Origin of the sequence: Comamonas sp. BIGb0152, from assembly GCF_024809975.1 — a bacterium.
Classification (GTDB): Bacteria; Pseudomonadota; Gammaproteobacteria; order Burkholderiales; family Burkholderiaceae_C; genus Comamonas.
Genome location: NZ_JANUDY010000009.1, coordinates 144516 through 169427 on the forward strand (window position 1 = coordinate 144516; position 24912 = coordinate 169427).

Here is a 24912-nt window from a genome sequence, read left to right on the forward strand (position 1 = left end):
CATGTTGCGGCCCCAGGAAATCGTATTGGCCGAGCCGCGCGGCTTTTGCGCGGGCGTCGATCGGGCCATCGAGATCGTCGAGCGGGCGATCGAGAAATTTGGCGCGCCGATTTATGTGCGCCACGAGATCGTGCACAACACCTATGTGGTCAACGACCTCAAGGCCAAGGGTGCGATCTTTATTGAAGAGCTGGACGATGTGCCGCCCGGTGCGACCCTGATCTTTTCGGCCCATGGCGTGAGCAAGGCCGTGCAGCGCGAGGCCGAGCGCCGTGGGTTCAGCATTTTTGATGCCACCTGCCCGCTGGTGACCAAGGTCCATGTGGAAGTGGCCAAGCTGGCCAAAGAGGGTTATGAGTTCATCATGATCGGCCACAAGGGCCACCCGGAAGTCGAAGGCACCATGGGCCAGCTCTCGGAAGGCATCCACCTGGTCGAGCAGGTGAGCGATGTGGCCCATGTCCACCCCAGCCAGACGGAAAAGCTGGCCGTGGTGACCCAGACCACGTTGAGTGTGGACGATGCCGCCGAGATCTCGGCCGCCGTCAAGCTGCGCTTTCCGCAGATCCGCGAGCCTAAGCAGCAAGATATTTGCTACGCCACGCAGAACCGCCAGGACGCCATCAAGGTGATGAGCCCCCAGGTCGATCTGGTGATCGTCGTGGGCAGCCCCACCAGCTCCAACAGCAACCGCCTGCGCGAGCTGGCCGTCAAGCTGGGCACGCCGGGCTATATGGTGGACAACGCCGATGAGCTGAAACCCGAGTGGTTTGACGGCATTGCCCGCGTCGGCCTCACGGCCGGTGCCTCGGCACCCGAGGTGCTGGTCAAGCAGGTGATCGAGCGCATCAAGATGCTGGGCGCCACCTCGGTGCGTAAGATGGATGGCATCGAGGAGACCGTCAAGTTTCCGCTGCCCAAGGGCCTGAAAATCGATGTCGGCGGCCTGGAGATTTCTGCACGATCTCCGGAGACGGGTCGCTGAACAAGGCCTTGCGGCCTGGCGGCCCGTCCCCTTCGCTGATCGCGGTGGGCAGACCCACCGCCTCCCCCCAGATATTTTCGGCATCCCGCAGCGGATGCCCACCCCCAAGAGGTTATTCATGCTTGATATTTTGTTGCTTCGCAAAGACCTGGACTCGGTCGTCGCCCGCCTGCAGACCCGCAAGAGCCCCCAGGCATTTCTGAATGTGGAAGCCTTCAAGGCCCTGGAAGCGGAACGCAAGACCATCCAGACGCGCACCGAAGAGCTGCAGAGCAAGCGCAACCAGCTGTCCAAGCAAATTGGCATGCTGATGGGCAAGGGCGAGAAAGACGCGGCTGAAGCTGCCAAGGCCGACGTGGCGGCGATGAAGACCGAGCTGGAGCAATCGGCCACCCGCCTGGACGAACTGCAGACCGAACTGCATGCGATGCTGGTGGCCCTGCCCAATCTGCCGCACGAGAGCGTGCCGGTGGGCGAGGACGAGTCGGCCAATGTGGAAGTGCGCCGCTGGGGCACGGCCCGCAGCTTTGATTTTGAGATCAAGGACCATGTCGATGTGGGCACGCCCCTGGGCCTGGATTTTGAGGCCGGCGTCAAGCTGACCGGCTCGCGCTTTACCGTGATGAAGGGCCCTATCGCCCGCCTGCACCGCGCGCTGGCGCAGTTCATGATCGACCTGCAGACCGAGCAGCATGGCTACACCGAGTGCTATGTGCCCTATATCGTCAACAGCGATTCGCTCAAGGGCACGGGCCAGCTGCCCAAGTTCGAGCAGGACCTGTTTGCCGCCAACAAGGGCGGCCAGGACGCCGAGGCCGTGCCTGATACCGCCGCGCTCTACCTGATCCCAACCTCCGAAGTGCCGCTGACCAACCTGGTGCGCGACGAGGTGCTGAGCGAAGACCAACTGCCCATCAAGCTGACGGCGCACAGCCCCTGCTTCCGCTCGGAAGCGGGCTCGGCCGGCCGCGACACCCGGGGCCTGATCCGCCAGCACCAGTTTGACAAGGTCGAGATGGTGCAGGTGGTGCACCCGGACAAGAGCTACGAGGCGCTGGAAGAGATGACGCGCCACGCCGAAGACGTGCTGCAGCGCCTGGGCCTGCCCTACCGCGTGCTGGCCCTGTCCACCGGTGACATGGGCTTTGGTGCTGCCAAGACCTATGACCTGGAAGTCTGGCTGCCGGCGCAGAACACCTACCGCGAAATCAGCTCGGTGAGCAACTGCGAAGCCTTCCAGGCCCGCCGCATGCAGGCCCGCTTCAAGAACGCGCAAGGCAAGAACGAGCTGGTCCACACCTTGAACGGCTCGGGCCTGGCCGTGGGCCGCACCCTGGTGGCCGTGCTGGAGAACTACCAGAATGCCGACGGCTCGGTGACCGTGCCGGAGGCACTGCAGCCCTATATGGGCGGTGTGGCCGTGCTGAAGGCCTAAGTTTTTAGGCCGCTCCTTCTCCAAAGCCGGTGCAGCGATGCACCGGCTTTTTTATGGGTGTGGTGTTGGGTTGAAGCGTGCCGCAGCGGCATCAATGCGGGGCAAGGCGCAGCAGCCCACCCAACTCATGCCAGCGCCAGGCGCGCCTCTCCCCATACGGGCATGAAAAAAAGGCGCGGGCGGGGTAACTGCGCCGTCCAGGCACTGTAGGTGCGCTGGGCGATCTGGTGCAGCTGGCGGATGTGCCGGGGCAATTGCGCCAGGATCTGCGCCTGGCTTTGCACGGCGGGGCCAGCGGCGCTGCGCAGCTCGGGTGCGCCTTCCTCGCACCAGTCACGCACGCTCTGGGCGGTGACCTCCAGATGGCCTTGGAATGCCCAGTGCGGCCCATGCACAAAGCCTTTGTTCAGACAGTGGCGGCCATACATGCTGCGGCGGGCGCCTGGCGGAATCTCAAAGCTGTCGTAGTGCCAGTTGAAGATGGTGGCCTCGGCGGGCAAGTCCATGCATGCCCGCGCTTGGGGGGTGACCCAGACGCGGCTCCAGCCGATGTTGGCGCAGGGGTTGCGCCATACGCGCGCGCCCATGGCACGGGCCAGCATCTGCGCGCCAAAGCAGTGGCCGAGCACGGGCACCTCCGCAGCCAGGGCGTTTTGCAGCAGGCAGCGTTCCTGCTCGATCCAGCGCAGCTGCTCATTGGCGCAATGGTTGCTGCCCAGCACGACGATGCCGCGGTAGTCACGCGCGCGCATCGCAGCGATGCCCTTGTCGCAGGGCGTTATCAACGCATACGGGATGCCGTGCTGCTGCAAATGGTCGAGCAACACGCCCGGGCCCTGCGAGGTTTCATGCTGGAGGATGGCGACAGGTTTCATGGCGGGAGGCTCGCGGTTCAAGCCCTGGGTAGAGAGGCCTCCACTGTAGAAAGCCTGGCATTGAGCGCACATCTAGACTGCGCGGGCCGCCATCAAGATGGCATCAAGCTGCCGCGACCTGCCTTGTGGTCTTTTCAGGCAGCGCTGCAGCGCCCCGGGGTCATCTTTATGATCGTCAGCAGGTGGCCCCAAGCCCTTGCGCCCGCACCCTGCCGGGCCGCAGAGATGGGCCCCAGCCCTATACAGAAAGCTGAGGTAAAGCATGTCGACCCAACCCTACCAACCGCCCAAAGTCTGGACCTGGGACAAAGGCAATGGAGGCGCCTTCGCCCATATCAACCGCCCCGAAGCGGGCGCCACGCACGACAAGGAACTGCCGGTGGGCAAGCACCCCTTGCAGCTGTATTCGCTGGGTACGCCCAATGGCGTCAAGGTGACGATCATGCTCGAAGAGCTGTTGGAGCTGGGCATTGCCGAGGCCGAGTACGACGCCTGGCTGATCAACATCGGTGAGGGCGACCAATTTGGCAGCGGCTTTGTCGATGTCAACCCCAACTCCAAGATTCCCGCGCTGCTGGACCGCAGTGGCAGCACGCCGGTGCGGGTGTTCGAGTCGGGCTCCATCCTCATGCACCTGGCCGAGAGGTTTGGCCAGTTCCTGCCCAAGGAGGGCGCAGCCCGTACCGAGGTGCTCAACTGGCTGTTCTGGCAGGTGGGCAGTGCGGCCTTTCTGGGCGGCGGTTTTGGCCACTTCTATGCCTATGCGCCAGAGAAGATGGCCTACCCGATCAACCGCTATGCGATGGAGGTCAAGCGCCAGCTCGATGTGCTCAACCGCCAGCTGGCCGAGCAGCACTTTATCGCTGGCAAGGACTACAGCATTGCCGACATCGCTGCCTGGCCTTGGTATGGCGCACTGATGAACAACGAGGTCTACAACGCGGCCGAGTTTCTGGATGTGGGCGCCTATGCCCATGTGCGCCGCTGGACCGATGAGATTGCGCAGCGCCCGGCGGTGCAACGCGGCCAGCGCGTCAACCGCATCCGGGGCGAGTCACCCATGCCCGAGCGGCACAGTGCGGCGGACTTCCAGCGCTAATGCCGCTAATGCCGGGCCCTGGCAGGCTTTGAGCCGATCAAGCGCGCAAGAAGTACCAGGCCGCCAGCACCAGGACCAATACGATGGCGAACACCGCCGTCCAGGTGCCCGAGCCTTGCACCTTGCCCGGCTCATGGCCGGCGGCCGCCCAGTTGGGCGCAGCCGGTCGCACGGCTGGCGGCGTGGCTGGGTGCTGGGCCAGGTTGCCCTCCACCCGCCACTGCTGCGGGTCCCCCGATTCAATCCGGTCCTTGGCCTCTTTGAGGCCCATGCCGGTGGCGTCCTTTAGCAGCTTGATGGCGACGATCTTGTCGCCCCGGGCCAGCGCTGCATCGATGGCGGCGCTCACCCCCAGGCTGCCGGCGGAAGAGGCGCTGTCATCGCCCCCATCCAGCTGGGTTTCCAGCGCATGCTTGGCCTCCGCCAGGCCCATGCCCGTTTCTTCGCGCAGCCGCTTGATGGCGGCAATCTTGTCGTGGTTGCGCCAAAGGGAGGCGATGTGGGCAGGGATGGGAGCGGTCATGGCGGAGGGGGGCGGGTGGCTGGAACTGCCTTTGTACCCCGTTTGCAGCGCGGCGGCCATAGGACGGCGACGCAAACCGCTGCCGTGGCCACCCGCGCGCACCAAGGCGGGGCTGCGTTCAGCCCGGTGTCCAGCCTTTGGGCACGCGCGGCTTGTCAATGCCGGCCAGGCTGCAGAGCACATCGGCCATGCCTGAGAAATCCAGGCCGCCATGCTGGCTGGCGCGCGCCAGGCTGTAAGACTCGTGCACGGCAGCGGCTACCGGCATGGGCACCTTGCTGGCATGGGCGGCGGCCACGACCAGCGACATGTCCTTGTGGGCCAGGTCAATGGTGAAGCCGGGCGTGGTGTCGCCCAGCAGCACCTTGTTGGCAAAGTTCATGCGCAGCTGGCCGTTGGTGGCCGAGGTGCCCAGCAGCACCTGCAAGGTCTTGGTGATATCGAGGCCAAAGCGCTGCGACAGCGCCAGCGCCTCGGCGTTCACCTGGGTGAGGGTGACGGCCAGGTAGTTGTTGACCAGCTTGGTGCGCCCGCCCGTGCCCACCGGCCCGCAGTGGTGGGTGGTCGTGCCCATCGCGTTCAGCAAGGGCTGCACGCGGGCCAGGTCGGCATCGCTGGCGCCCACCATGAAGAGGGATTCGCCCCGGTCGGCATGCTCGGCCAGGCGCCCCACCGGGGCATCCACCATCGACAGGCCTTTGGCAGCGGCCTGCTGGGCCAGCCGGTCGGTCGCCAGCGGGTCGATGGTGCTCATGTCCATCAAGATGCTGCCGGGCTGGGCATGGGCAAAGATGCCATCCTCGCCCAGCGCCGTTTGCTCCACCTCCACCGACGAGGGCAGCATGGTGACGATGATGCTGCAGTCGCGGGCCATCTCGCGCAGCCCCGCGCTTTGCGCGCCCATCGCTACCAGGTCATTGACTGCCGTCTGGTTCAGGTCATGGACCACCAGTGCAAAGCCTTTCTTGACCAGGTTGGCGGCCATGGGTTTTCCCATGCGGCCCAGTCCGATAAAACCGATCTTGTCTGCCATTCATGTCTCCTTGTTGGTATGCATCCATGATGGCAGGGGCGGGGCCCTGGCCCCTGTCAAACACAGGACATCAGCCCGGCAGTGCAAAGGCGGCCAGCACCTCCAGCACCGCAGCAGCGGCCGGGTTGTGGCTGCCGTCGCGGCGGTGCGCCACGGCCATCGGCCGCATCAGCCGGGGCGAGAGATGGCGCACCTGCACGCCGGGCAGCTGCAGCTGGTCCTCCACCTCTTCCAACGGCAGGATCACGGCACTCTGGCTGGCAGCAGCCAGGCTTTTGAGCGCGCCGGGGTAGCTCAGGGTGAGAAAAGGCCGGGGATGGTGGCCTGCCTGGCCAAACCAGCCGGCAATCAGCCCATGCATTTGTGTGGCCGGTGCAAACGAGGCCCAGCGCTTGTCGGCCAGCCAGTCTGGCGTCACCCGCTTGGGGGCCTTCCAGGCGGCGGGCAGCAGCACCACCATGGGGTCATTGCGCCAGGGCGTCAGCACGATCTCGGCGCTGCTGGGCTGGGGGCTGGCCACAATGGCCACATCCAGCGAGCCGGCGCGCAGGCGCTGCATCGCCTCGGCCGAGCCCACCGCTTCGAGCTTGACCTCCACCCCCGGGCTGCGCTGGCTCAGTTGCTCCAGCATCATCGGCAGCAGCCGGGTGCTGACCCCCGCCGACACGCCCACTTTGACCAGGCCCTCGCGGCCGCTGGCGCGGCGCTGCACCAGGTCGATCAGCTCATCGCTGGCGTCGAGCAGTTGGCGGCCATGGGCCACCAGCACCTCGCCCGCAGCGGTGAGCACCGCCTGGCGCCTGCCACGCAGCAGCAGGGCCGTGTCCATGCGCGCCTCCAGCTCCTTGATATGCAGGCTGATGGCTGGCGGGGATAGGTGCAGGGCCTGCGCGGCGGCGGCAAAGGTGCCCAGGTCGGCAATGGCAACCAAGGTTTGCACCTGGTCCAGGTTGAGGTTTCGCATCAGTTTTTCTGAAGTGAATGCATAGGAAATTCAACTTTACAGAAGTGTGGCCCAGGCCGAGCATCGGTGTCCATGCAAAACCCTCGACCTCTCCCTGCTTCCCCTGTCCATCCGACGCCAGCGCTGGCGGCCCCGCCGATGCCGGCCAGTAGGCCAGCCCGGTGGTGGCGCTGGTTGCTAGCCCTTAGCCAGCGCGCCGAGCAGCGCATCACAGAGAACTTCCGTGTGCCGCCCGGCGGTGGTTAGGTGGCGGAGTCGGGGGTCCAAGGCTGCAGTTGCCAGCCGTCATCGCTGAACGCCAGCCGCTGCGTCAGCGCCAGGGCGTCCAGCAGCAGCTCGTCATGCGAGACGACGACCAGGCAACCCGGGTAGCTGCGCAGCATCTGCTCCAGCGCCTGCAGCGAGGGGAGATCGAGGTGGTTGTCGGGCTCATCGAGCAGCAGCAACTGGGCGGGATCGTCGCGGTACAGCGCACAGGCCAGGGCGGCTTTGAGGCGCTCGCCACCGCTCAGCTGGCCGCTGGGCTGCAGGATATGCCGGGCATCCAGCCCCAGCTGCGCCAGGCGCATGCGCAGCACCCCTTCTGGCGTACGGCGATTGCACTGCTGCCATTGCGCCAGCACGCTGCGCTCTGGCTGCAGCCCACTTTGCTGCTGGTCCAGCATGGCCCTGGGCACATGCACTTGCCGTTGCCCCGCAGCGGGGGCCAGCTGGCCGGCCAGCATCTGCAGCAAACTGGATTTACCACAGCCATTGGGCCCCGTGATCGCTAGGCGCTGGCCGGCGCGCAACTGCAGGTGCAGCGGCTGCGCACCAGCCAGGCGCGGGGATCGCACCGCCTGCAGCTCGGCGACGATGGCGCTGCTGCTGCGGCTCCGCCCAAAGGCTTCGGGGGGCAGGTGCCAGTGGATGGGGCCGGCCTGCCAGTCGATGGCCTGGGCCGCTTCGCTGACGCGGGCGTTCAAGGCCTCGCGGGCAGCGGCATGCTGGGCGGCCAGTTTGCCCGATGATGCCTCCGAGCGCTGTTTGGCGCGGCCCAGCAGGATCTTGGCCTGGTTGGCCTGCTTGCCCTGTTGCTCGCCCCGGGCCAGCTTGCGCGCCTGGCGCTCTTGCTGGTCGCGCAGGGCGTGCTCGCTGCGCTTGCGCTCCTGCTTGCTGCGGGCCAGCGCATCCATCGCAAGTTGCGTGCGCTGCTGCTGTGCTTGCTGGTAGCCGCCGTAGGAGCCGCTGTACAGGCTCAGCCCCTGGCTGCTCAGCTCGGCAATGACCTCCATCTGCGCGAGCAGGCGCCGGTCATGGCTGATCAGCAGCAGGCCGCCCGGCCAGCGCTGCAAGCGCTGCGCCAGCGCGCGCCGGGCAGCCGCATCCAGGTGGTTGCTGGGCTCGTCCAAGATCAGAAAATCGGCCTGCGCCAGCTGGGCGCCCAGCAGCGCCACACGCATGGCCTGGCCGCCGCTCAATGTGCTGGCCGGGGTATCCGCGGGCAGGGCGGGCAAGCCGCTGTCTTGCAGCAGGGTCTGGAACTGCTGGCGCAGATCCCAGCGCTCGGCCAGCAGTGCAAAATCTTGCGGGTCACTGCTGCCTTGCTCGATGCGCTGCAAAGCGGCCAGCGCCGGCGCCAGGCCGGCCAGCGCGGCAATGCTTTGCTCTGGGTGCTGTAGCAGCAGGTTTTGCGGCAGGTAGTGGATGCGGCCTGCGCGGCTGATGCGGCCACTGGTCGGTTCGAGTTGGCCTGCCAGCAGCCGGGCCAGCACCGTTTTGCCCACGCCATTGCGGCCGACCAGGGCCGTGTGCTGGCGGTCAAAGCGGGCGTGGAGATCGGAGAAAAGCTGCCGGCCTTGGGGCAGCGAATAGGAGACGCCGTGCAGCGTCAAATGCGTGTCTGTCATACCAGTGCGATGTCATGGATGCCGAACATCCCCTGTACCGTGGCTTGCGAGCCTGCAGCGCTGGCGGTTGCAGCCGCTGCCATAAAGGGGCGGGACGTGTGGGGGCCGTCAGCAAAACCGTGTCTACGGTCGAGGACGGCGGCATCAATGGCGCATGGGTAGAGGATCTCGCACAGTGGGCAAGCTGGTGATTGTAGGCCGTATGCCAACAGGCGCAAAGCCCGGGCTTGGCGGGCCCCTGCGTGCTGGGCGGTTGGCCAGTGGGCCGCGCTGCAGATCAGCGCCCATCGGTGCTGGCAGCGAGCTGTTCTTGCAGCAGCTCCACAAAGGCACGCACCTTCACCGGGCGAAAGCGCGCGGCCGGGAACACGGCATGGATGCCGCCCGAGGGCAGCTTCCAATCGGGCAGCACCTGTACCAGGCGACCGCTTTGCAGGTCTTCGGCCACGGTGTAGTCGGGCAGCACCGACAGGCCTGCGCCATGGCGCACGGCTTCGCGCACGGCCATGGTGGCGTTGAGCGACAGCACCGAGGGCATGCCGACATTCTGGCGCTCCAGCGCGCTGCGCGAAAAGCTCCAGTGCAGCGGATCGCGCAGCGCGGTGTTGGCCACAAAGGGCAGGGTGCTCAACTGCTGCGGCACCTGGATGCCGGCCAGCTGGCTGCGCCAGGCGGGCGCGGCCACCAACAGCTGGCGAAAGCTGCCGATCTGGCGGGCCTGCAGGTGCAGCTCGGTGAGCCAGCCCACGCGGATGGCCAGCTCCACCTGGCCGTCCATCAGGTCCAAGGATTGGTCGCTGAGTGAGGCATCCACCTTGCACTGCGGGTAGCGGCGGCAGAACGCGGTGATCGCCGGCACGATGGCCGCGATGCCGTAGTCGAGCGGGGCCGTCAGCCGCAAGGTGCCCGACGGCGCCTGGGCCGACTGCGACAGTTCATCAAAGGCGTCTGCGGCCTCCTTGAGGATCAAAGCGCAGCGCTGGTAGAACACACGCCCCGCATCGGTGGGCACCACCTTGCGGGTGCTGCGGGCAAGCAGGCTGGTGCTGAAATCGGCCTCCAGCCGGGCCACCTGCTGGCTGACCACGGCCTTGGTGATGCCCAGGCGCTCTGCAGCGGCCGTGAAGCTGCCGGTCTCGACCACCGCACTGAAATACGCCAGGCGCTTGAGGTTGGCGTAGTTGCCAATACCGGCATCGTCGACATTGTTTGCTTTTTGCATACAGATTATCTGTTTGATCTCTATTTATTTGTCAATCGCAATTGCATACTATGGCGGCATTGCATTCGATACGGAATAGATATGAAACGCCTGTACTACCTCTTTGATCCCCTGTGCGGCTGGTGCTATGGCGCAGGCAAGGTCCTGGCGACGCTGGCGCAGCGCAGTGGCGAGCAGCTGCACATGCTGCCCAGCGGGCTTTTTTCGGGCGAGGGCGCCCGGCCCATGGATGCGGCCTTTGCCGCCTATGCCTGGAGCAATGACCAGCGCATTGAGCGCCTGACGGGCCAACCCTTCAGCGCGCTTTACCGCAGCCAGGTGCTGGACAACAGCCAACAGATGTTTGACAGTGGCCCGGCCACAGTGGCGTTGACCGCTGTCTCGCTGACGGCGCCGCAACGCGAGCCCGAAGCGCTCAAGGCCATCCAGCATGCACGCTATGTGGAGGGGGCCGACATCACGGCCATCCCTGTTTTGCTGGCGCTGCTGCGCGGCTTGGGCCTGGAGGATGCCGCCGCCCGGCTGGCGGCCCCCGATGTGGCGCTGATGGATGCCAACAGCGCGCGGGTGGCCCAGGCCCAGCAGCTGATGCGGCAGATGGGCGCGCAAGGCGTGCCCAGCTTTGTGCTGGCGCAAGATGGCCAGCAGCAGCTGCTGAACGCGAGTGCCGCTTTTTCCGACCCCGAGGCTTTTGTTGCCCAATGGCTGGCCGCCTGATGGGCCGACTGGAGAGACTGCATGACGAAGCGCAACCTGGACACCATTCGCGCCACCTATGAAGGCAGCGCCGAAGACAATGCCCGGCATCTGATGGCCGCGCTGGCACCCGATGTGCTGTGGATCGAGGCGGCTGGCTCGCCCTATGCCGGCCGCTATGTGGGCGCGGCGCAGATTGTGCAAGGCGTGTTTGCGCGCCTGAGCAGCGATTGGGCAGGCTTCAGCGTGCAGGTGCATACCTACCTGGCCGATGGCGACCGGGTCGCTGCCTTTGGCCGCTACACCGGCACCCACCGCGCCAGCGGCAAGGCCATGGAGGCGAGCTTCTCGCACCTCTACCAGCTGCGCGATGGCCTGATCATCCGCATGGAGCAGGTGGTGGACAGCTACCCCATGCAGCAGGCGGCCCAGCCGTAGCCACCATGCCGACACTAGAAGAACTGCGCCAGTTGCAGACGCTGCTGGCCTTGCTGCAAGCGGGCGACTGGCATGCCGCCCACGACGGCGTTCAGCGCCACCCAGGCCTGCTGGCCGCCTGGTTGCACGGCATGGTGCATTGGCAGGAAGGCGATCTGGAAGACGCTGAAAACTGGTACGAACGCGCGGGTAAGCGCTTTCGCCAGCGCGGCGGTTGGGACCAGGAGCTGGCCCAGCTGGAGGCGGCCATCGCCAATGCCATTGCGAATGCCATTGCGACTGCGACTGCGACTGCGACTGCGATTGCACCAAGCAGTGCCGCCAGCGCTGCTGCTGGCTGAATCACTGGGCCGCAGCATGGCCTGCGGCCCCTCACTGACCTCTTTCTTGAAGGAACCATGACCATGAAACAACGCTATTACGCCCTGTCCGCCTGTGCCCTGGCCGCCGCCCTGTTGGTGGGCTGCGAGCGCAGCAACACCGCATCGGCGCCTGCCGCTCCTGCTGCCAGCGCGCCCGAGGCGCAGCCAGCCGCAGAGGCGCAACAGGCGGCCCTGACCACCGAGGTCTTCAACCCTGGCGAGCAGGCCATCTTTGCCGTGTCGTCCGTGCTGGTGCAGGGCAAGACGGAGGTGGTGCTGATCGATGCACAGTTCTCCGCCGAGCAGGCACGCAAGCTGGTAGAAAAAATCAAGGCCACCGGCAAGCGCCTGACGACCATCTACATCAGCCATGGCGACCCGGATTTCTACTTTGGCCTGGATACCCTGCAGGCAGCCTTCCCCGAGGCCAAGATTGTGGCCACGCCCCAGACCATTGCGCATATCGAAGCCACCAAGGACGAGAAGCTCAAGGTCTGGGGCCCGAAGCTGGGCGAGAACGCGCCCATGCAACTGGTGGTGCCCCAGCCGCTGCAAGGCGATAGCCTGCAGGTCGATGGCCAGAGCCTGCAGCTGATTGGCCTGGATGGCCCCACGCCGGACCGTACCGTCGTGTGGATCCCGTCCATCAAGACGGTGGCTGGTGGCATTCCGGTGATGGCCGGTGAGCATGTGTGGATGGCCGATACCCAGACGGCCCAGTCCCATACCGACTGGCTGGCGATGCTCGCGCGTATCAAGGCGCTGGGTCCTGAGGTGGTGATCCCGGGCCACTTTGTGGGTGCGATGCCCGCAGGCACGGCGGCGGTGGGCTTTACCGCCGATTACATTCGCGCTTTTGACGAAGAGACGGCCAAGGCCCAGGATGGCGCTGCGCTGGAAGCGGCGATGAAGCAGCGCTTTCCCAACCTGGGCGGCCTGGAAAGCCTGGCCCTGAGCGCCAAGGTGGCCAAGGGCGAGATGCAGTGGCACTGATGGCGGGGCACCTGATGCCTGCCTGCCTGGGCGCATGGCGCTGAGGTTTCCGATGGGACTGCACCCCAGCCGGGATCGGCCATCCCGGCTGGGGTGCATTGCTTTGTGCCTACAATGCGTGTTTTGGCTGGAATCTCCAGCCCATTTGGCGTGCGCGCCAGATTCCAGGCCTTTATCCGTTGTTTGTTAATGCAGCACATTCGTAATTTTTCCATCATTGCCCATATTGACCATGGCAAATCGACCTTGGCAGACCGCCTGATCCAGTATTGCGGAGGTCTGGCCGAGCGTGACATGGAGGCGCAGGTGCTGGACTCGATGGACATCGAGAAAGAGCGCGGTATCACCATCAAGGCGCAAACCGCAGCCTTGAACTACAAGGCCAAGGACGGCAAGGTCTACAACCTCAACCTGATCGACACGCCCGGCCACGTGGACTTCTCCTATGAAGTCTCGCGTTCGCTGTCGGCCTGCGAAGGTGCGCTGCTGGTGGTCGACGCCTCGCAAGGGGTGGAAGCCCAGACCGTGGCCAATTGCTACACCGCGCTGGATTTGGGCGTGGAAGTGTTTGCCGTGCTCAACAAGATGGACCTGCCCAATGCAGATCCGGACAATGCCAAGGCCGAGATCGAGGACGTGATCGGCATTGATGCGACCGATGCCATTCCCTGCTCGGCCAAGACCGGCATGGGCATCGAAGAAATTCTGGAAGCCGTGGTGGCCAAGGTGCCACCGCCCAAGGGTGACCCCGACGCACCGCTGCGCGCGATGATTGTGGACAGCTGGTTCGATGCCTATGTGGGCGTCGTGATGCTGGTGCGCGTGGTCGATGGCCAGCTCAAGAAGAACGAGCGCTTCAAGATGATGGCCACCGGTGCCGCCTACGAAGCCAATACGCTGGGTGTCTTCACGCCCGCCAATGAACCGCGCGACAGCCTCAAGGCGGGCGAGGTGGGCTACATCATTGCCGGCATCAAGGAGCTGAAGGCGGCGAAGGTGGGCGACACGATCACGCTCGAAAAGAAGCTGCCCAACAACCTGGGCCCCGCCAGCGCACCGCTGCCGGGCTTCAAGGAAGTTAAATCGCAGGTGTTTGCCGGGCTCTACCCGACCGAAGCCTCTGAATATGACCAGCTGCGCGATGCGCTGGAAAAACTGCAGCTCAATGATGCGGCCCTGCAGTACGAGCCCGAAGTCTCGCAAGCGCTGGGCTTTGGCTTCCGCTGCGGTTTCCTGGGCTTGCTGCACATGGAGATCGTGCAGGAGCGCCTGGAGCGCGAGTTTGACCAGGACCTGATCACCACCGCGCCTAGCGTGGTCTACCAGGTGCTCAAGGCCGATGGCCAGATCATCGACGTCGAGAACCCCTCCAAGATGCCCGATGCTGGCCGTCTGGAAGAGGTGCGCGAGCCGATCGTGACCGTACACCTTTACATGCCCCAGGACTATGTCGGCCCGGTGATGACCCTGGCCAACCAAAAGCGCGGTGTGCAGATGGACATGGCCTACCATGGCCGCCAGGTGATGCTCACCTATGAGATGCCACTGGGCGAGATCGTGCTGGACTTCTTTGACAAGCTCAAATCGGTCTCGCGCGGCTATGCCTCGATGGACTACGAGTTCAAGGAATACCGCACCTCGGATGTGGTCAAGGTCGATATCTTGCTGAATGGTGAAAAGGTGGACGCACTGTCCATCATTGTTCACCGCTCGCAGTCGGTCTACCGGGGTCGCGCCGTGGTGGCCAAGATGCGTGAAATCATCAGCCGCCAGATGTTCGATGTGGCCATTCAGGCGGCGATTGGCGCCAACATCATCGCCCGCGAAACCGTCAAGGCGATGCGCAAGAACGTGTTGGCCAAGTGCTATGGCGGCGACGTATCGCGCAAGCGCAAGCTGCTGGAAAAGCAGAAGGCCGGTAAGAAGCGCATGAAGCAGATCGGCTCGGTGGAAGTGCCACAAGAGGCCTTCCTGGCGATCCTGCAGGTGGACGATTAAGAAAAGAAGCCCAGAACAAAGTTATGCAACTCCTGACAACACTGATTCTGGCCGCCTTTGTGGCCTATATGGGCGCCTGGTACAGCGGCGCAATCGAGGGCAATTTTGCCTTGCTGCTGTTTTTGGCCACGGTGATCACCGGTGCCTACTGGCTGGCAGAGCGCTTTTACTTTCTGCCCCGGCGCAAGGCCGCTGCCGTGCAGCTCGAGGCCTCGGCCCAAGAGCGGCGCCGGCAGCTCGATGCCCAAGGCATCCAGAAAGTCGATGGCGACGATCTGGAAGAGGGCAAGGCACGCCTGTTGATGCAACCTTGGTGGCTGGATTGGACCGCAGGTCTGTTCCCGGTCATCATCGTGGTGTTTATCCTGCGCTCCTTCCTGTTCGAGCCTTTCAAGATTCCGTCGGGCTCGATGATTCCGACCTTGCAGGTGGGCGACCTGATCCTGGTCAACAAGTTCACCTACGGCGTGCGCCTGCCGGTGATCAACAAAAAGATCAGCGAAGGCACGGCACCCAAGCGCGGCGACGTGATGGTGTTCCGCTACCCACCGCAGCCGAGCATGGACTACATCAAGCGTGTGGTGGGCGTGCCCGGCGACGAGGTGGCCTACATCAACAAGCGCCTGACGATCAATGGCAAGGCGGTGCCGACGACCAACCAGCCCGATTATTTCGAGCAGGACGCCATGCGCTACTTCAAGCAGATTGAAGAGCAGCTGGGCGACAAACCGCACCGCTCCATCATCAACCCCGATGTGCCCAACTTCGTGCAAGGCGTGACCGACTTCAAGTACAAGGACAACTGCCGCTACAGCGTCGAAGGCGTGACCTGCAAGGTGCCCGAAGGCCACTACTTCATGATGGGTGACAACCGCGACAATTCGTTGGATTCCCGTTACTGGGGCTTTGTGCCCGATGCCAATATTGTGGGCCGGGCCTTCTTTGTCTGGATGAATTTCGGTAACATCAAGCGCATCGGACCATTTAACTAAAAAAGTTTTCTAAGAGGGATTGACTATGCAGGCTATGAAACAAGCACCCAGGCACCGCCAGCGCGGCATGTCGTTCATCGGTGTGGTGCTCTGGGGTTTCATCATCGTGGCTTTGGCCATTGTGGGCAGCAAAGCAGTCCCAATCGTGATCGAGAACATGAACATCAAGAAGGCAGCCGTCAAAGCTGCCCGCCAAGGCACCACGGTGCAGGAAGTGCGTGCCATCTATGAGCGCTCGCAGGCGATTGATGACATGACATCGGTCAATGCCAATGATTTGGAAGTGACCAAAGACACGGACGGCAAGATTGTGGTGTCCTACAGCTACGAGCGGGACATCCCCTTGTACGGGCCGGCCTTTCTGGTCTTCCGTTTTAACGATAGTGTGAAGTAGGTGGAACCAGAACTTAGTCGATTGCAGGAACGCCTGCAGTATTCTTTTGCGAACGGTGCGTTGCTGCAGCGAGCGGTAACGCACCGTAGTTTTTGTGCGGATCACAATGAGCGCCTGGAGTTTTTAGGCGACTCGGTGCTGGGCCTGGCGGTATCAACGATGCTGTTCCAGCAGCTCAAAGGCACCCCGGAGGGTGAGCTCTCGCGCATGCGTGCCAACCTGGTCAAGCAAGACACCTTGCACCAGATTGCGCTGCGCCTGCAGCTGGCCAAGGTGCTGCGTCTGGGTGAAGGCGAGTCCAAATCAGGCGGGCGTGAGCGCCCCTCGATCCTGGCCGATGCGGTCGAGGCGATTATTGGAGCGGTTTACTTGGATGCTGGCTACACGCAGGCCGAGGCCATCGTGCATCATCTCTACGAGCGTGTGGAAATCTCGCAGCACATGCCTGCAGCCTCCAAGGACGCCAAGACAGCGCTGCAGGAGTGGCTGCAGGCGCGCAAGAAGTCGGTGCCGGAGTATGTGGTGACCGGCACAACCGGTGCTGCGCATGCGCAGACCTTCCATGTCGACTGCGTGGTTCCTGCCTTTCAGGCCCGCAGCGAAGGCGCAGGCGCCTCGCGCCGTGCTGCCGAGCAGGCGGCCGCCGCCATCATGTTGCAACAATTGCAGACCCAGCATCGCTAAGCTTTTATGACCTCCAAAAAATCCAATCCTTCAAGCGCTGCTGGCCAAGAACCTGCTGTGCTGCCTTCGGGCCAGTCCGTGTCCGACCTCGATGCCATGCTGGCTGCGGCCAAGCCGGGCACGACCGTCGCGCGTGTCAGCACGCCGGATGCTGCGCCCGCCGAGGCGCCCGCTGCACCCACCGGCCCGCAACGCTGCGGTCTGATCGCCATCGTCGGCAAGCCCAATGTGGGCAAGTCCACGTTGATGAATGCGCTGGTCGGCCAGAAGATCTCGATCACCTCGCGCAAGGCGCAGACTACGCGCCACCGCATCACCGGTATCCGCACGCAGGACAACACCCAGTTCGTGTTTGTCGATACGCCTGGTTTCCAGACCCGCCATTCGCGCGCATTGAACAAATCGCTCAACAAGACGGTGATGGGTGCCATCGGTGATGTGGACCTGATCTTGTTTGTTGTCGAAGCGGGCAGCTTCACCTTGGCCGATGCCAAGGTGCTGTCGCTGTTCAAGCCGGGCATTCCCACCCTGCTGATCGCCAACAAGCTGGACACCATCCACCGCCGCCATGAAATCGCGCCCTGGCTGCGTGACATGCAAGAGCGCCACCCGTTTGCCGAGTTTGTGCCGATGTCGGCCAAGAACAAGGGCGATATCGAACGGATGTTCGGTATCTGCGAGAAGTACCTGCCCGAGCAGGCCTGGTTCTACGGGCCAGAAGAGCTGACCGACCGCAGCGAGAAGTTTCTCGCCTCCGAGACCGTGCGGGAAAAGCTGTTCCGCTTTACCGGCGATGAGCTGCCCTACACCTCCACCGTGATCATCGACAAGTTTGAAGAAGAGCCGAGCAAGACGCATGGCCGCTTCATGCGCATTGCCGCCACCATCGTGGTCGAGCGCGACGGCCACAAGGCCATGGTGATCGGCGAGAAGGGCGAAAAGCTCAAGCGCATCAGCACCGAAGCGCGCCAGGAGCTGGAAAAGCTACTGAACGCCAAGGTGTTCCTGGAGGTCTGGGTCAAGGTCAAGTCCGGCTGGGCCGATGACGAGGCCCGCGTCAAGTCCTTCGGCTACGAGTAAGCGGCTCCGGCCTGGCCGCCCGGCCAGGCTGTGCTCTGCCACTTTCAACGTGGCGCACCGCAGGGGCTTGCGGGCCCGTGCAGCAGTGCCTGGCTTTGTGGGCTACCCTGAGACCTTAGTGATTTTTTAATCACGTACTGCAACGACCCCCGCCATGGCTGTCAAGCGCGTCAACGAAGAGCCTGCCTATATTCTTCACCGGTATGACTGGAGCGAGTCCAGCCTGGTGCTGGAGTGCTTTACCCGGCACCGTGGGCGGGTGGCCTTGGTCGCCAAAGGGGTCAAGAAACCCACGTCCAGTTTCCGGCCGGTGCTGCTGGCACTGCAGCCGCTGCGCCTGTCCTGGGGTATTGCGGGTGAAGGCGGCTCCGACATCCACACGCTCAAAAGTGCCGAATGGGTAGGCGGCCACACCATGCCCCTGGGCGGGGGGCTGCTGTCGGGCCTCTACCTCAATGAATTGCTGATGCGCCTGCTGGCGCGCGAAGACCCCTTTGCCAACCTGTTCGACATCTATGCGGGCGTCGTCCAGGTCTTGGCCACCGACCATGGCGAGGTGCTCGAACCCGTGTTGCGTGCCTTTGAACTGCTGCTGCTGCGCGAGCTGGGGCTTTTGCCATCGCTGTCGGTACAAACCCTGTCGCTGCAACCGCTCCAGGCCCAGGGCCGCTATGTGTTGGTGCCCGATGCCGGTTTGCGCGAGGCCCATGGCCAAGACAGGGCCGCGCTGGCCGGTGCACAATGGCAGGCTATAGAAGAGGCGCTGTCGGCTGCCAACGCGTATCCGGCCGTGCTCAGGGCTTGCGTGCTGTGTGCAGGTGAGCTAAAAGTTCAGTTGCGTACGCTGCTGCAACACCATTGTGGTCAGCCCGTGCTGCGCACCCGCCAGTTGATGATGGATATCCAATCACTATGACTACCCCTGTGAAAACCGCCCTGTCGATCAACCTCAACAAAGTGGCACTGGTGCGCAACACGCGCCATCTGGATATTCCCAGTGTCACGCGTGCCGCACGCCTGTGCCTGGAGGCCGGTGCCCAGGGCATCACCGTGCATCCCCGGCCGGACGAGCGCCACATCCGCCCGGACGATGTGCAGAGGCTGGCGGACGTGATCGCCACCTGGCCAGTCAAGCGCGAGTTCAACATTGAAGGCAATCCTTTCCATAACTTGATGGACTATGTGCGCCAGTTCCGCCCGCACCAGGCCACCTTTGTGCCCGATGGTGAAGACCAGTTCACCAGCGACCATGGCTGGAATTTTCCGCAAGATGCCGAGCGCCTACAGCCGCTGATTGCTGAGTGCAAGGCGCTGGGCGTGCGCGTGAGTTTGTTCATGGACCCGATCCCTGAGCAAATGGCCGCCGCCAAGGCCGTGGGCGCCGACCGGGTGGAGTTGTACACCGAGCCCTATGCCGCTGCCTTTGGCACGCCCGAGCAGGGCGCCCAACTGGCGCGCTACGCTGCAGCGGCCAAGGCGGCGCAGGCGGTGGGTTTGGGCGTCAATGCGGGCCATGACCTGAGCCTGCGCAACCTCACCGCCTTTGTGACCCATGTCCCTCAGGTGCTGGAAGTTTCGATCGGCCATGCCTTTGTGACCGATGCGCTGGAGATGGGCTACGCCGAGGCCGTGCGCGCCTACCGCCGCTCACTCGATGCCCGCGCCGATGGCGTGCTGCTCTAACGCTGGCCCAGGCCTGGTCAAAACATGATTTACGGCATTGGTACTGATATCTGCGATATCCGCCGCATTCGCTCCACCCTGGAACGCCAGGGCGAGCGCTTTGCCCACAAGGTGCTGGCCGAGGGCGAGCTGGCGGTTTGGCGCCGCCGCAGCGAGCGCTGGCCCGACCGGGGCGTGCGCTACATGGCCACGCGCTTTTCCGCCAAAGAGGCCTTCAGCAAGGCCGTGGGCCTGGGCATGCGCATGCCGATGACCTGGCGCAACTGCGAGATCATCAACCTGCCCAGCGGCAAGCCCGGCATACGGTTGCATGGCGAGCTGGCTACCTGGTTTGAGGCGCAAGGCCTGACGGCCCATATCACCGTGACCGATGAGGTCGATTACGCGGCCAGCTTTTGCGTGGTCGAAAAGCTTTAAATCCCGTCTTGCCGGGCCCTGCCCAGTGCGGCCCGTTTCTGATTTCTTTGCACCCTTCCCATGCACGCACCTCTGATCATTGATATCGCCGGCAAGGCCTTGACCGATGCCGACCGCGCCCGCCTGTCACACCCGCTGGTGGGCGGCATCATCTTGTTTGCCCGCAACTGGGACAACCGCTCGGCGCTGGTGCAGCTGTGCGCGCAGATCAAGGCCGTCAAGCCGGATTTGCTGATCTGTGTGGACCATGAGGGCGGGCGCGTGCAGCGCTTTCGCACGGATGGCTTCACGCATATCCCGCCCATGCGCCACTTTGGCCAGATGTGGATGGATGACGGCCAGGGCAGCCAACACCGCCCGGGCAGCGGCGCCATGCGGGCGATGAATGCGGCAACCGCGGCCGGCTTTGTGCTGGGCGCCGAGCTGCGCGCCTGCGCGGTGGATTTCAGCTTCACCCCAGTGCTGGATCTGGACTATGGCGAAAGCTCGGTCATCGGCGACCGCAGCTTTCACCGCGACCCGCGCGTGGTGGCGATGCTGGCCAAGAGCTTGATGCATGGCCTGCTGCAGGCGGGCATGGGCAACTGTGGCAAGCATTTCCCCGGACATGGTTTTGTCAAGGCCGACTCGCATGTCGACATCCCCGTTGATTCGCGGAGCTTGAGCGCGATTCTGGCCGAAGATGCCGCGCCCTATCCCTGGTTGAGCAGTGTGCTCACCGCCGTGATGCCGGCCCACGTCATCTATACCAAGGTAGACAAGCGCCCGGCTGGCTTTAGCGAGAAATGGCTCAAGGACGTGCTGCGCACGCGCCTGCGCTATGACGGCGCCATCTTCAGCGACGACCTGAGCATGGAGGGCGCGCGCCGCATCAACTGCGAGGTGATCAGCTACACCGAGGCGGCGCTGGCCGCCTTGTCTGCCGGCTGCGACATGGTGCTGCTGTGCAACCAGAGCCTGGGCCTGGGCGCGCATGTGGATGAGCTGCTGGATGGCATGGACGAGGCACTGCGCAGTGGCCGCTGGCAGCCCGATGAGGATTCGGAATCGCGCCGCCTGGCGCTGCTGCCCGAGACGGTGCCCCAGCCCTGGGATGAGCTGATGCGCCAGCCCGCCTACCAGGACGCGCTGGACCTGCTGGGCTAACGGCCGCAGCTGCCTGGGTTGGGGCCGTTTAAGCCCCGCCTCAGCCGCGTCCCCTAAATTGCTCTTTGACCCCCACAGATGGCAAAGAGCATATGCCCCTTCAGCACTCCTTGCGCCGCATGGCGCTGGCCAGCCGCGAGACCTTGGCGCTTGCGCGGCCCTATTTTGTCTCCGAGGACAAGCGCCGCGCCTGGAGCCTGTTGGCGGCGATCGTGGCGCTCAACCTGGCTGCCGTGTTCATGCTGGTGCAGATCAACGACTGGAACCGGCTGTTCTACGACGCGCTGCAAAACAAGCAGGCCGATGTGTTTTGGCACCAGCTCTGGCGCTTTCTGTGGCTGGCCCTGGTCTACATCGTCATTGCGGTCTACAAGTTCTACCTGACCCAGCTGCTGCAGTGGCACTGGCGGCGCTGGCTGACCGCGCACCTGCAGGGCCGCTGGCTGGCCAACCAGGCCTTCTACCGCATGGAGCTGGGGCGCTACGCGGGCGGGCTGCAGGCGCCGGACAACCCTGACCAGCGCATCCAGGAAGACATCAACCTGTTCAGCAGCTACAGCGTGGCGCTCAGCATGGGCCTGTTGAATGCCCTGGTCACCTTTGTCAGCTTTGTCGGCATTCTCTGGGGCCTGAGCGCCGCGATGGACCTGAGCCTGCCTGCGGCGCTGGGCGGCGGCAGCCTGCATATTCCTGGCTTTATGGTCTGGATGGCCGTGGTCTACTGCCTGGTGGGCAGCGCCATATCGCTGTGGCTGGGCAAGCCCCAGGTGCGGCTCAACAACCAGCAGCAGCGCCTGGAGGCCAACTACCGCCACCACATGATCCGGGTGCGCGAGCATGCCGAGGCGATTGCGATGGACGCAGGCGAGCGGGTGGAGGGTGAGCAGCTGCGCCTGCGCTTTGGCGATGTACTGGCCAACTACCTGCTGCTCATCAAGCAGCAAAAGCGCCTGGCCTGGTTCAGCAACTTCTTTGGCCAGGCCGCCGTGGTCTTTCCCTTCATCATTGCAGCGCCGCGCTTTTTCAGCGGTGCCATCCAGCTGGGCCAGCTGATGCAGATCGCCTCGGCCTTCAACCAGGTGCAGGATTCGCTCAGCTGGATCGTCAACAACTACAGCGATATTGCAGCATGGCGCGCCACCAGCCAGCGCCTGGCCAGCTTTGATGCGGGCCTGCGTGCGCAGGCCCAGCCGCAAGGCGCGGTACTGGAGGAGGGCGACCAGCTGCAAACCCAGGGCCTGCAGGTGGCGCTGCCCGATGGCCGGGTGGTCATCGACCATGCCGACTTGCAGATCGACCCTGGCCAGCAGCTGCTGATCAGTGGCCGCTCGGGCAGTGGCAAATCCACCTTGCTGCGCAGCCTGGCGGGCATCTGGCCCTTTGCCAGCGGGTGGGTGCAGCGGCCGATGGACAGCATGTTCATCGCCCAGCGGCCTTACTTCCCCGAGGGCAGTCTGCGCCAGGCGCTGGCCTATCCGCAGCCTGCTCTTGCCTATGGCGATGCGCAGCTGCAAGCGGCCCTGCGTGCAGCACAACTGGCGCCGCTGGTGGCGCGGCTCGACGAAACCGCTGCCTGGAATGCCGTGCTCTCGGGCGGCGAGCAGCAGCGCCTGGCCATTGCGCGGGTGCTGCTCAAACGGCCTGCCTGGGTGTTTGCCGACGAGGCGACCAGTGCGCTGGACCAAGCCACGGAGGCGCAGGTCTATGGGCAACTGCAGCAACTGGTGCGCGAGCGCGGTGGCGCCCTGGTATCGGTGGCCCACCGCGACAGTGTGCAGGCCTTCCACGGCCAGCGCTGGCAGTTGGACCCGGCGCAGCGTGCGGTGCTGCCAGGCACTGTCTCACCGTGATCGGCCCAGAAAAATGCCTGCACAAGGCAGGCATTCGAGTCTGGGGTTGCGGTGCAGTTTAGGCGACGGCGCCGACGCCCAGCAGGGCAATCACCAGGAAAATCACCGTGATGGCAATGAAGATGAAGAAAAGGATCTTGGCAATGCCCGCCGCGCCCGAGGCAACGCCGGTAAAGCCGAACACACCCGCCAGCAGCGAGATCACCGCAAAAATAATGGCCCACTTCAGCATCGAACACCTCCTGTTGTCATGTGATGCTTGATCTTAAACAGCGGCTCTGGGCGCCGCCGTGGGCCGAAGATGTAAGTAGAGGTAGGCTGGCGCTGACAGCCGCTGGCCGGGTGCCGCGTGCTCCCATCAAGGGACGGCGGGCGTATCTGCGGGTGCGGCGGGGCTGGCCGCAGGCGGCTGCTGGGGCGGTGGGTCATCGGTCCAGCGGCGCACCACCTTTTGGAAGATATGGGTGTTGGGGATCTGCAGTACCACGCTTTGGCTGCTGTCGGCCACAAAGTCTTCGAGGGTGGTGTAGAGCATGTTGATGTCCACCACCCGGCCCTTGGCGCCGGGCTTGTCCAGCCCGTCGAGCACCTCGATGTAGTCGCCCAGGCGGTAGGGGCGCACGGTGAAGATCAGCACCGCGCAGAAGAAGTTGGACAGCACGCTCCAGGCGGCAAAAAAGGCCACCGCGCCTACGGCTGCAAAGCCCGAGAAGGCCGTCCACAGCACGGTGGCGCTGACCCCCATGCGCTCCAGAATCAGCAGGCAGGTGCCGCCAATGATGAGCCAGCGCACGAGGCCCTTGATGGGCACGGCCAGCTCCAGCGGCCAGTGGTAGTGCTGGGCGATGCGGGTGATGAGCTTGCGGGTGACATAGTTGAGCGTGATGGCCAGCAGCAGGACCAGGGTGATCTGCATGGCGGGCACGATGATGTCCACCCATTCGGTGGCCCATTCGGGGATCAGGAGTTTGAGTCGGTTCATGGCGGGAGCGGGGAGCGCAGCGGGCGCCAGAGGGGCCCGTGCTTGGTGATCTTTTGATTATCGGCGAGGGGAGGCGCTGGGTTCAGGCCAATGGCCGCTGGCTTTCATGGGCGCGGCAGGCCTCATCGTGCCAATCGACCAGGGCCTGGATGTCGGCCGCCACCATGCCGGTCTGCCCCAGCTGCGCAATGAACTGGCAGGCGCTGTACTGCGCCGCCTGCTTGTCATAGGTGTGCGTCCAGTCGGCCCGGGCGGCCAGCTGGTTGCCGGCCACCGGCCAGCGGCGCACCTGGGGGCTGGGGCCGGACATGTCCATGCGCCAGGGCTTGCCAGTGACACGGGCGCGAAAGCACTGCTGCTGCAGGCACAAGCGCTGGTAGATCGGGTCTACCTGCAGGGCGGAGAACAAGGCCTGCACTGCACTGTCGCTGGGCAGCATGGTCTGGTGGGTCACGATGATGCGCAATCCCTTGGGTGTGCTGTAGATGCGCAGGCCCCAGTCCGGGTGCTGCTGGCTGAAGGCGGTCACGCGCTCCAGCGCTGCTTGGCGCGGATCGGCGCGCCCGGCCAGCTTTTGCCTTGCTGCCAGCCAGCGTTTGAGCCAGCGGGCGAGCACCAGGGCAGCGCCTGCCAGAACCACGGCAGCCACCAGGGCCGCGCCCAAGGCAAACAGCACGAAGCACACGGCCAGTGCCATGGCTGCCGTAATGAGCAGCAGCGCGGGGCTGGGCGGCGTGGGCGCTGGAGGGAAGTCCATGTCAGCGATGGCGACGTGGGGGGTGTTGAGGCAGTGCGCACCGTAGCTGTTGCGGGTCATCACCGTCTGGCCACGCTGCGCAAGAATCTCTTCTCGGATGGGGGTCTGGTCGTTCAGGCCGTATTCGCCCAGCCGCTCCATGCGCTGAAAGCGGGCATCCAGGTTGCGCCGCTGCGGAGCGTTGAACACCTGGTCGAGCGCGGCCTGGGCGCGCTCCTGGGCATGGGCTTGCGCGGCCTGTGCGCTCTGGTCGGACCAGCCCCAGCGTTGTACGGTGGCACCATGGCGGCGGCCGGTTTCATGGCGCAGGCGCGTTTGCGCCCAGTAGCGGGGTATTTGCATGCAGGCCAGTATATCGGCGGCAGGCGGGCATGAAAAAGCGGCATAGGCGCTTGGGACAGCCTATGCCGCTTGG

The 24912-nt window shown here is 64.4% G+C and carries 26 protein-coding genes; 17 read left to right on the forward strand and 9 right to left on the reverse strand.

Annotated features, from left to right (window positions below):
- Position 1: 1 nt before the first annotated feature.
- Both ispH and serS read left to right on the forward strand, forming a co-directional pair.
- Positions 2–985: a 4-hydroxy-3-methylbut-2-enyl diphosphate reductase gene (ispH, locus tag M2375_RS17425; protein WP_259169147.1), complete on the forward strand. Its 984-nt coding sequence runs from the start codon at positions 2–4 to the stop codon at positions 983–985.
- A gap of 118 nt (positions 986–1103) precedes the next feature.
- Positions 1104–2420 carry a serine--tRNA ligase gene (gene serS, locus M2375_RS17430; RefSeq protein WP_259169148.1) on the forward strand — a complete coding sequence of 439 codons (1317 nt, stop codon included), beginning with the start codon at positions 1104–1106 and terminating at the stop codon, positions 2418–2420.
- A 125-nt stretch (positions 2421–2545) separates the two neighbouring features.
- On the opposite strand, the gene M2375_RS17435 is transcribed toward serS, so the two are convergent.
- On the reverse strand, positions 2546–3295 hold the full coding sequence (locus M2375_RS17435) for a type 1 glutamine amidotransferase (protein WP_259169149.1): 750 nt from the start codon (positions 3293–3295) through the stop codon (positions 2546–2548).
- Positions 3296–3557: 262 nt separating this feature from the next.
- Here M2375_RS17435 and yghU point away from each other — a divergent pair, with 262 nt between their 5' ends.
- On the forward strand, positions 3558–4394 hold the full coding sequence (gene yghU / locus M2375_RS17440; protein ID WP_259169150.1) for a glutathione-dependent disulfide-bond oxidoreductase: 837 nt from the start codon (positions 3558–3560) through the stop codon (positions 4392–4394).
- A gap of 37 nt (positions 4395–4431) precedes the next feature.
- Here the strand turns inward: yghU and M2375_RS17445 are convergent, their stop codons facing one another.
- The 5 genes from M2375_RS17445 to M2375_RS17465 form a co-directional block, all read right to left on the reverse strand.
- Entirely contained in the window at positions 4432–4917 is a 486-nt protein-coding gene (locus M2375_RS17445; RefSeq protein WP_259169151.1) for a ribosomal protein L7/L12, read from the reverse strand.
- A 118-nt stretch (positions 4918–5035) separates the two neighbouring features.
- Positions 5036–5950: an NAD(P)-dependent oxidoreductase gene (locus M2375_RS17450; RefSeq protein ID WP_259169152.1), complete on the reverse strand. Its 915-nt coding sequence runs from the start codon at positions 5948–5950 to the stop codon at positions 5036–5038.
- Between the two features lie 70 nt (positions 5951–6020).
- Positions 6021–6914: a LysR family transcriptional regulator gene (locus tag M2375_RS17455; RefSeq protein WP_259169153.1), complete on the reverse strand. Its 894-nt coding sequence runs from the start codon at positions 6912–6914 to the stop codon at positions 6021–6023.
- A 242-nt stretch (positions 6915–7156) separates the two neighbouring features.
- Positions 7157–8803, reverse strand: a complete 1647-nt coding sequence (locus M2375_RS17460) for an ATP-binding cassette domain-containing protein (protein WP_259169155.1) — start codon at positions 8801–8803, stop codon at positions 7157–7159.
- A 277-nt stretch (positions 8804–9080) separates the two neighbouring features.
- Entirely contained in the window at positions 9081–10025 is a 945-nt protein-coding gene (locus tag M2375_RS17465) for a LysR family transcriptional regulator (RefSeq protein WP_259169156.1), read from the reverse strand.
- Positions 10026–10106: 81 nt separating this feature from the next.
- On the opposite strand from M2375_RS17465, the gene M2375_RS17470 reads away from it, so the two are divergent.
- The 14 genes from M2375_RS17470 to M2375_RS17535 all read left to right on the forward strand — a co-directional run bounded on the left by M2375_RS17470 (position 10107) and on the right by M2375_RS17535 (position 22758).
- Positions 10107–10742 (forward strand): DsbA family protein, encoded by a 636-nt coding sequence (locus tag M2375_RS17470; protein WP_259169157.1) that lies wholly within the window; start codon positions 10107–10109, stop codon positions 10740–10742.
- A gap of 21 nt (positions 10743–10763) precedes the next feature.
- Entirely contained in the window at positions 10764–11159 is a 396-nt protein-coding gene (locus M2375_RS17475; protein ID WP_259169158.1) for a nuclear transport factor 2 family protein, read from the forward strand.
- A 5-nt stretch (positions 11160–11164) separates the two neighbouring features.
- Positions 11165–11500 (forward strand): hypothetical protein, encoded by a 336-nt coding sequence (locus M2375_RS17480; RefSeq protein WP_259169159.1) that lies wholly within the window; start codon positions 11165–11167, stop codon positions 11498–11500.
- A gap of 63 nt (positions 11501–11563) precedes the next feature.
- Positions 11564–12514 carry an MBL fold metallo-hydrolase gene (locus tag M2375_RS17485; protein ID WP_259169160.1) on the forward strand — a complete coding sequence of 317 codons (951 nt, stop codon included), beginning with the start codon at positions 11564–11566 and terminating at the stop codon, positions 12512–12514.
- 189 nt (positions 12515–12703) lie between these two features.
- On the forward strand, positions 12704–14512 hold the full coding sequence (gene lepA / locus M2375_RS17490; protein WP_259169161.1) for a translation elongation factor 4: 1809 nt from the start codon (positions 12704–12706) through the stop codon (positions 14510–14512).
- A 23-nt stretch (positions 14513–14535) separates the two neighbouring features.
- Entirely contained in the window at positions 14536–15504 is a 969-nt protein-coding gene (gene lepB / locus M2375_RS17495) for a signal peptidase I (protein WP_259169162.1), read from the forward strand.
- 25 nt (positions 15505–15529) lie between these two features.
- A complete protein-coding gene (locus M2375_RS17500; RefSeq protein WP_259169163.1) occupies positions 15530–15898 on the forward strand; it encodes a DUF4845 domain-containing protein in 369 nt (122 codons plus the stop codon).
- On the forward strand, positions 15899–16582 hold the full coding sequence (rnc, locus tag M2375_RS17505; protein WP_259169164.1) for a ribonuclease III: 684 nt from the start codon (positions 15899–15901) through the stop codon (positions 16580–16582).
- Positions 16583–16678: 96 nt separating this feature from the next.
- Entirely contained in the window at positions 16679–17662 is a 984-nt protein-coding gene (gene era / locus M2375_RS17510) for a GTPase Era (RefSeq protein WP_259169271.1), read from the forward strand.
- A gap of 154 nt (positions 17663–17816) precedes the next feature.
- Positions 17817–18578, forward strand: coding sequence for a DNA repair protein RecO (recO, locus tag M2375_RS17515; protein ID WP_259169166.1), 762 nt, complete (start codon positions 17817–17819; stop codon positions 18576–18578).
- Positions 18575–19345: a pyridoxine 5'-phosphate synthase gene (locus M2375_RS17520; RefSeq protein WP_259169167.1), complete on the forward strand. Its 771-nt coding sequence runs from the start codon at positions 18575–18577 to the stop codon at positions 19343–19345. The genes recO and M2375_RS17520 overlap by 4 nt, the downstream gene beginning before the upstream one ends.
- Before the next feature lie 24 nt (positions 19346–19369).
- Positions 19370–19762 carry a holo-ACP synthase gene (gene acpS / locus M2375_RS17525; RefSeq protein ID WP_259169169.1) on the forward strand — a complete coding sequence of 131 codons (393 nt, stop codon included), beginning with the start codon at positions 19370–19372 and terminating at the stop codon, positions 19760–19762.
- 60 nt (positions 19763–19822) lie between these two features.
- Positions 19823–20908 (forward strand): beta-N-acetylhexosaminidase, encoded by a 1086-nt coding sequence (nagZ, locus tag M2375_RS17530; RefSeq protein WP_259169171.1) that lies wholly within the window; start codon positions 19823–19825, stop codon positions 20906–20908.
- 92 nt (positions 20909–21000) lie between these two features.
- Complete coding sequence (locus M2375_RS17535; protein WP_259169173.1) at positions 21001–22758, forward strand: ABC transporter ATP-binding protein/permease; 1758 nt, start codon at positions 21001–21003, stop codon at positions 22756–22758.
- A 58-nt stretch (positions 22759–22816) separates the two neighbouring features.
- Here the strand turns inward: M2375_RS17535 and M2375_RS17540 are convergent, their stop codons facing one another.
- From M2375_RS17540 to M2375_RS17550, 3 genes are all read right to left on the reverse strand, one after another.
- Positions 22817–22990 carry a DUF1328 domain-containing protein gene (locus M2375_RS17540; RefSeq protein ID WP_021026435.1) on the reverse strand — a complete coding sequence of 58 codons (174 nt, stop codon included), beginning with the start codon at positions 22988–22990 and terminating at the stop codon, positions 22817–22819.
- Positions 22991–23116: 126 nt separating this feature from the next.
- Positions 23117–23740: a mechanosensitive ion channel family protein gene (locus M2375_RS17545; RefSeq protein ID WP_259169174.1), complete on the reverse strand. Its 624-nt coding sequence runs from the start codon at positions 23738–23740 to the stop codon at positions 23117–23119.
- 82 nt (positions 23741–23822) lie between these two features.
- Positions 23823–24839, reverse strand: coding sequence for a hypothetical protein (locus tag M2375_RS17550; RefSeq protein WP_259169175.1), 1017 nt, complete (start codon positions 24837–24839; stop codon positions 23823–23825).
- Positions 24840–24912: the final 73 nt, after the last annotated feature.

Coding starts and splice junctions, on each gene's coding strand:
- ispH (WP_259169147.1), top strand. CDS start 2: ATGTTGCGGCCCCAGGAAATCGTATTGGCCGAGCCGCGCGGCTTTTGC.
- serS (WP_259169148.1), top strand. CDS start 1,104: ATGCTTGATATTTTGTTGCTTCGCAAAGACCTGGACTCGGTCGTCGCC.
- M2375_RS17435 (WP_259169149.1), bottom strand. CDS start 3,295: ATGAAACCTGTCGCCATCCTCCAGCATGAAACCTCGCAGGGCCCGGGC.
- yghU (WP_259169150.1), top strand. CDS start 3,558: ATGTCGACCCAACCCTACCAACCGCCCAAAGTCTGGACCTGGGACAAA.
- M2375_RS17445 (WP_259169151.1), bottom strand. CDS start 4,917: ATGACCGCTCCCATCCCTGCCCACATCGCCTCCCTTTGGCGCAACCAC.
- M2375_RS17450 (WP_259169152.1), bottom strand. CDS start 5,950: ATGGCAGACAAGATCGGTTTTATCGGACTGGGCCGCATGGGAAAACCC.
- M2375_RS17455 (WP_259169153.1), bottom strand. CDS start 6,914: ATGCGAAACCTCAACCTGGACCAGGTGCAAACCTTGGTTGCCATTGCC.
- M2375_RS17460 (WP_259169155.1), bottom strand. CDS start 8,803: ATGACAGACACGCATTTGACGCTGCACGGCGTCTCCTATTCGCTGCCC.
- M2375_RS17465 (WP_259169156.1), bottom strand. CDS start 10,025: ATGCAAAAAGCAAACAATGTCGACGATGCCGGTATTGGCAACTACGCC.
- M2375_RS17470 (WP_259169157.1), top strand. CDS start 10,107: ATGAAACGCCTGTACTACCTCTTTGATCCCCTGTGCGGCTGGTGCTAT.
- M2375_RS17475 (WP_259169158.1), top strand. CDS start 10,764: ATGACGAAGCGCAACCTGGACACCATTCGCGCCACCTATGAAGGCAGC.
- M2375_RS17480 (WP_259169159.1), top strand. CDS start 11,165: ATGCCGACACTAGAAGAACTGCGCCAGTTGCAGACGCTGCTGGCCTTG.
- M2375_RS17485 (WP_259169160.1), top strand. CDS start 11,564: ATGAAACAACGCTATTACGCCCTGTCCGCCTGTGCCCTGGCCGCCGCC.
- lepA (WP_259169161.1), top strand. CDS start 12,704: ATGCAGCACATTCGTAATTTTTCCATCATTGCCCATATTGACCATGGC.
- lepB (WP_259169162.1), top strand. CDS start 14,536: ATGCAACTCCTGACAACACTGATTCTGGCCGCCTTTGTGGCCTATATG.
- M2375_RS17500 (WP_259169163.1), top strand. CDS start 15,530: ATGCAGGCTATGAAACAAGCACCCAGGCACCGCCAGCGCGGCATGTCG.
- era (WP_259169271.1), top strand. CDS start 16,679: ATGCTGGCTGCGGCCAAGCCGGGCACGACCGTCGCGCGTGTCAGCACG.
- recO (WP_259169166.1), top strand. CDS start 17,817: ATGGCTGTCAAGCGCGTCAACGAAGAGCCTGCCTATATTCTTCACCGG.
- M2375_RS17520 (WP_259169167.1), top strand. CDS start 18,575: ATGACTACCCCTGTGAAAACCGCCCTGTCGATCAACCTCAACAAAGTG.
- acpS (WP_259169169.1), top strand. CDS start 19,370: ATGATTTACGGCATTGGTACTGATATCTGCGATATCCGCCGCATTCGC.
- nagZ (WP_259169171.1), top strand. CDS start 19,823: ATGCACGCACCTCTGATCATTGATATCGCCGGCAAGGCCTTGACCGAT.
- M2375_RS17535 (WP_259169173.1), top strand. CDS start 21,001: ATGCCCCTTCAGCACTCCTTGCGCCGCATGGCGCTGGCCAGCCGCGAG.
- M2375_RS17540 (WP_021026435.1), bottom strand. CDS start 22,990: ATGCTGAAGTGGGCCATTATTTTTGCGGTGATCTCGCTGCTGGCGGGT.
- M2375_RS17545 (WP_259169174.1), bottom strand. CDS start 23,740: ATGAACCGACTCAAACTCCTGATCCCCGAATGGGCCACCGAATGGGTG.
- M2375_RS17550 (WP_259169175.1), bottom strand. CDS start 24,839: ATGCAAATACCCCGCTACTGGGCGCAAACGCGCCTGCGCCATGAAACC.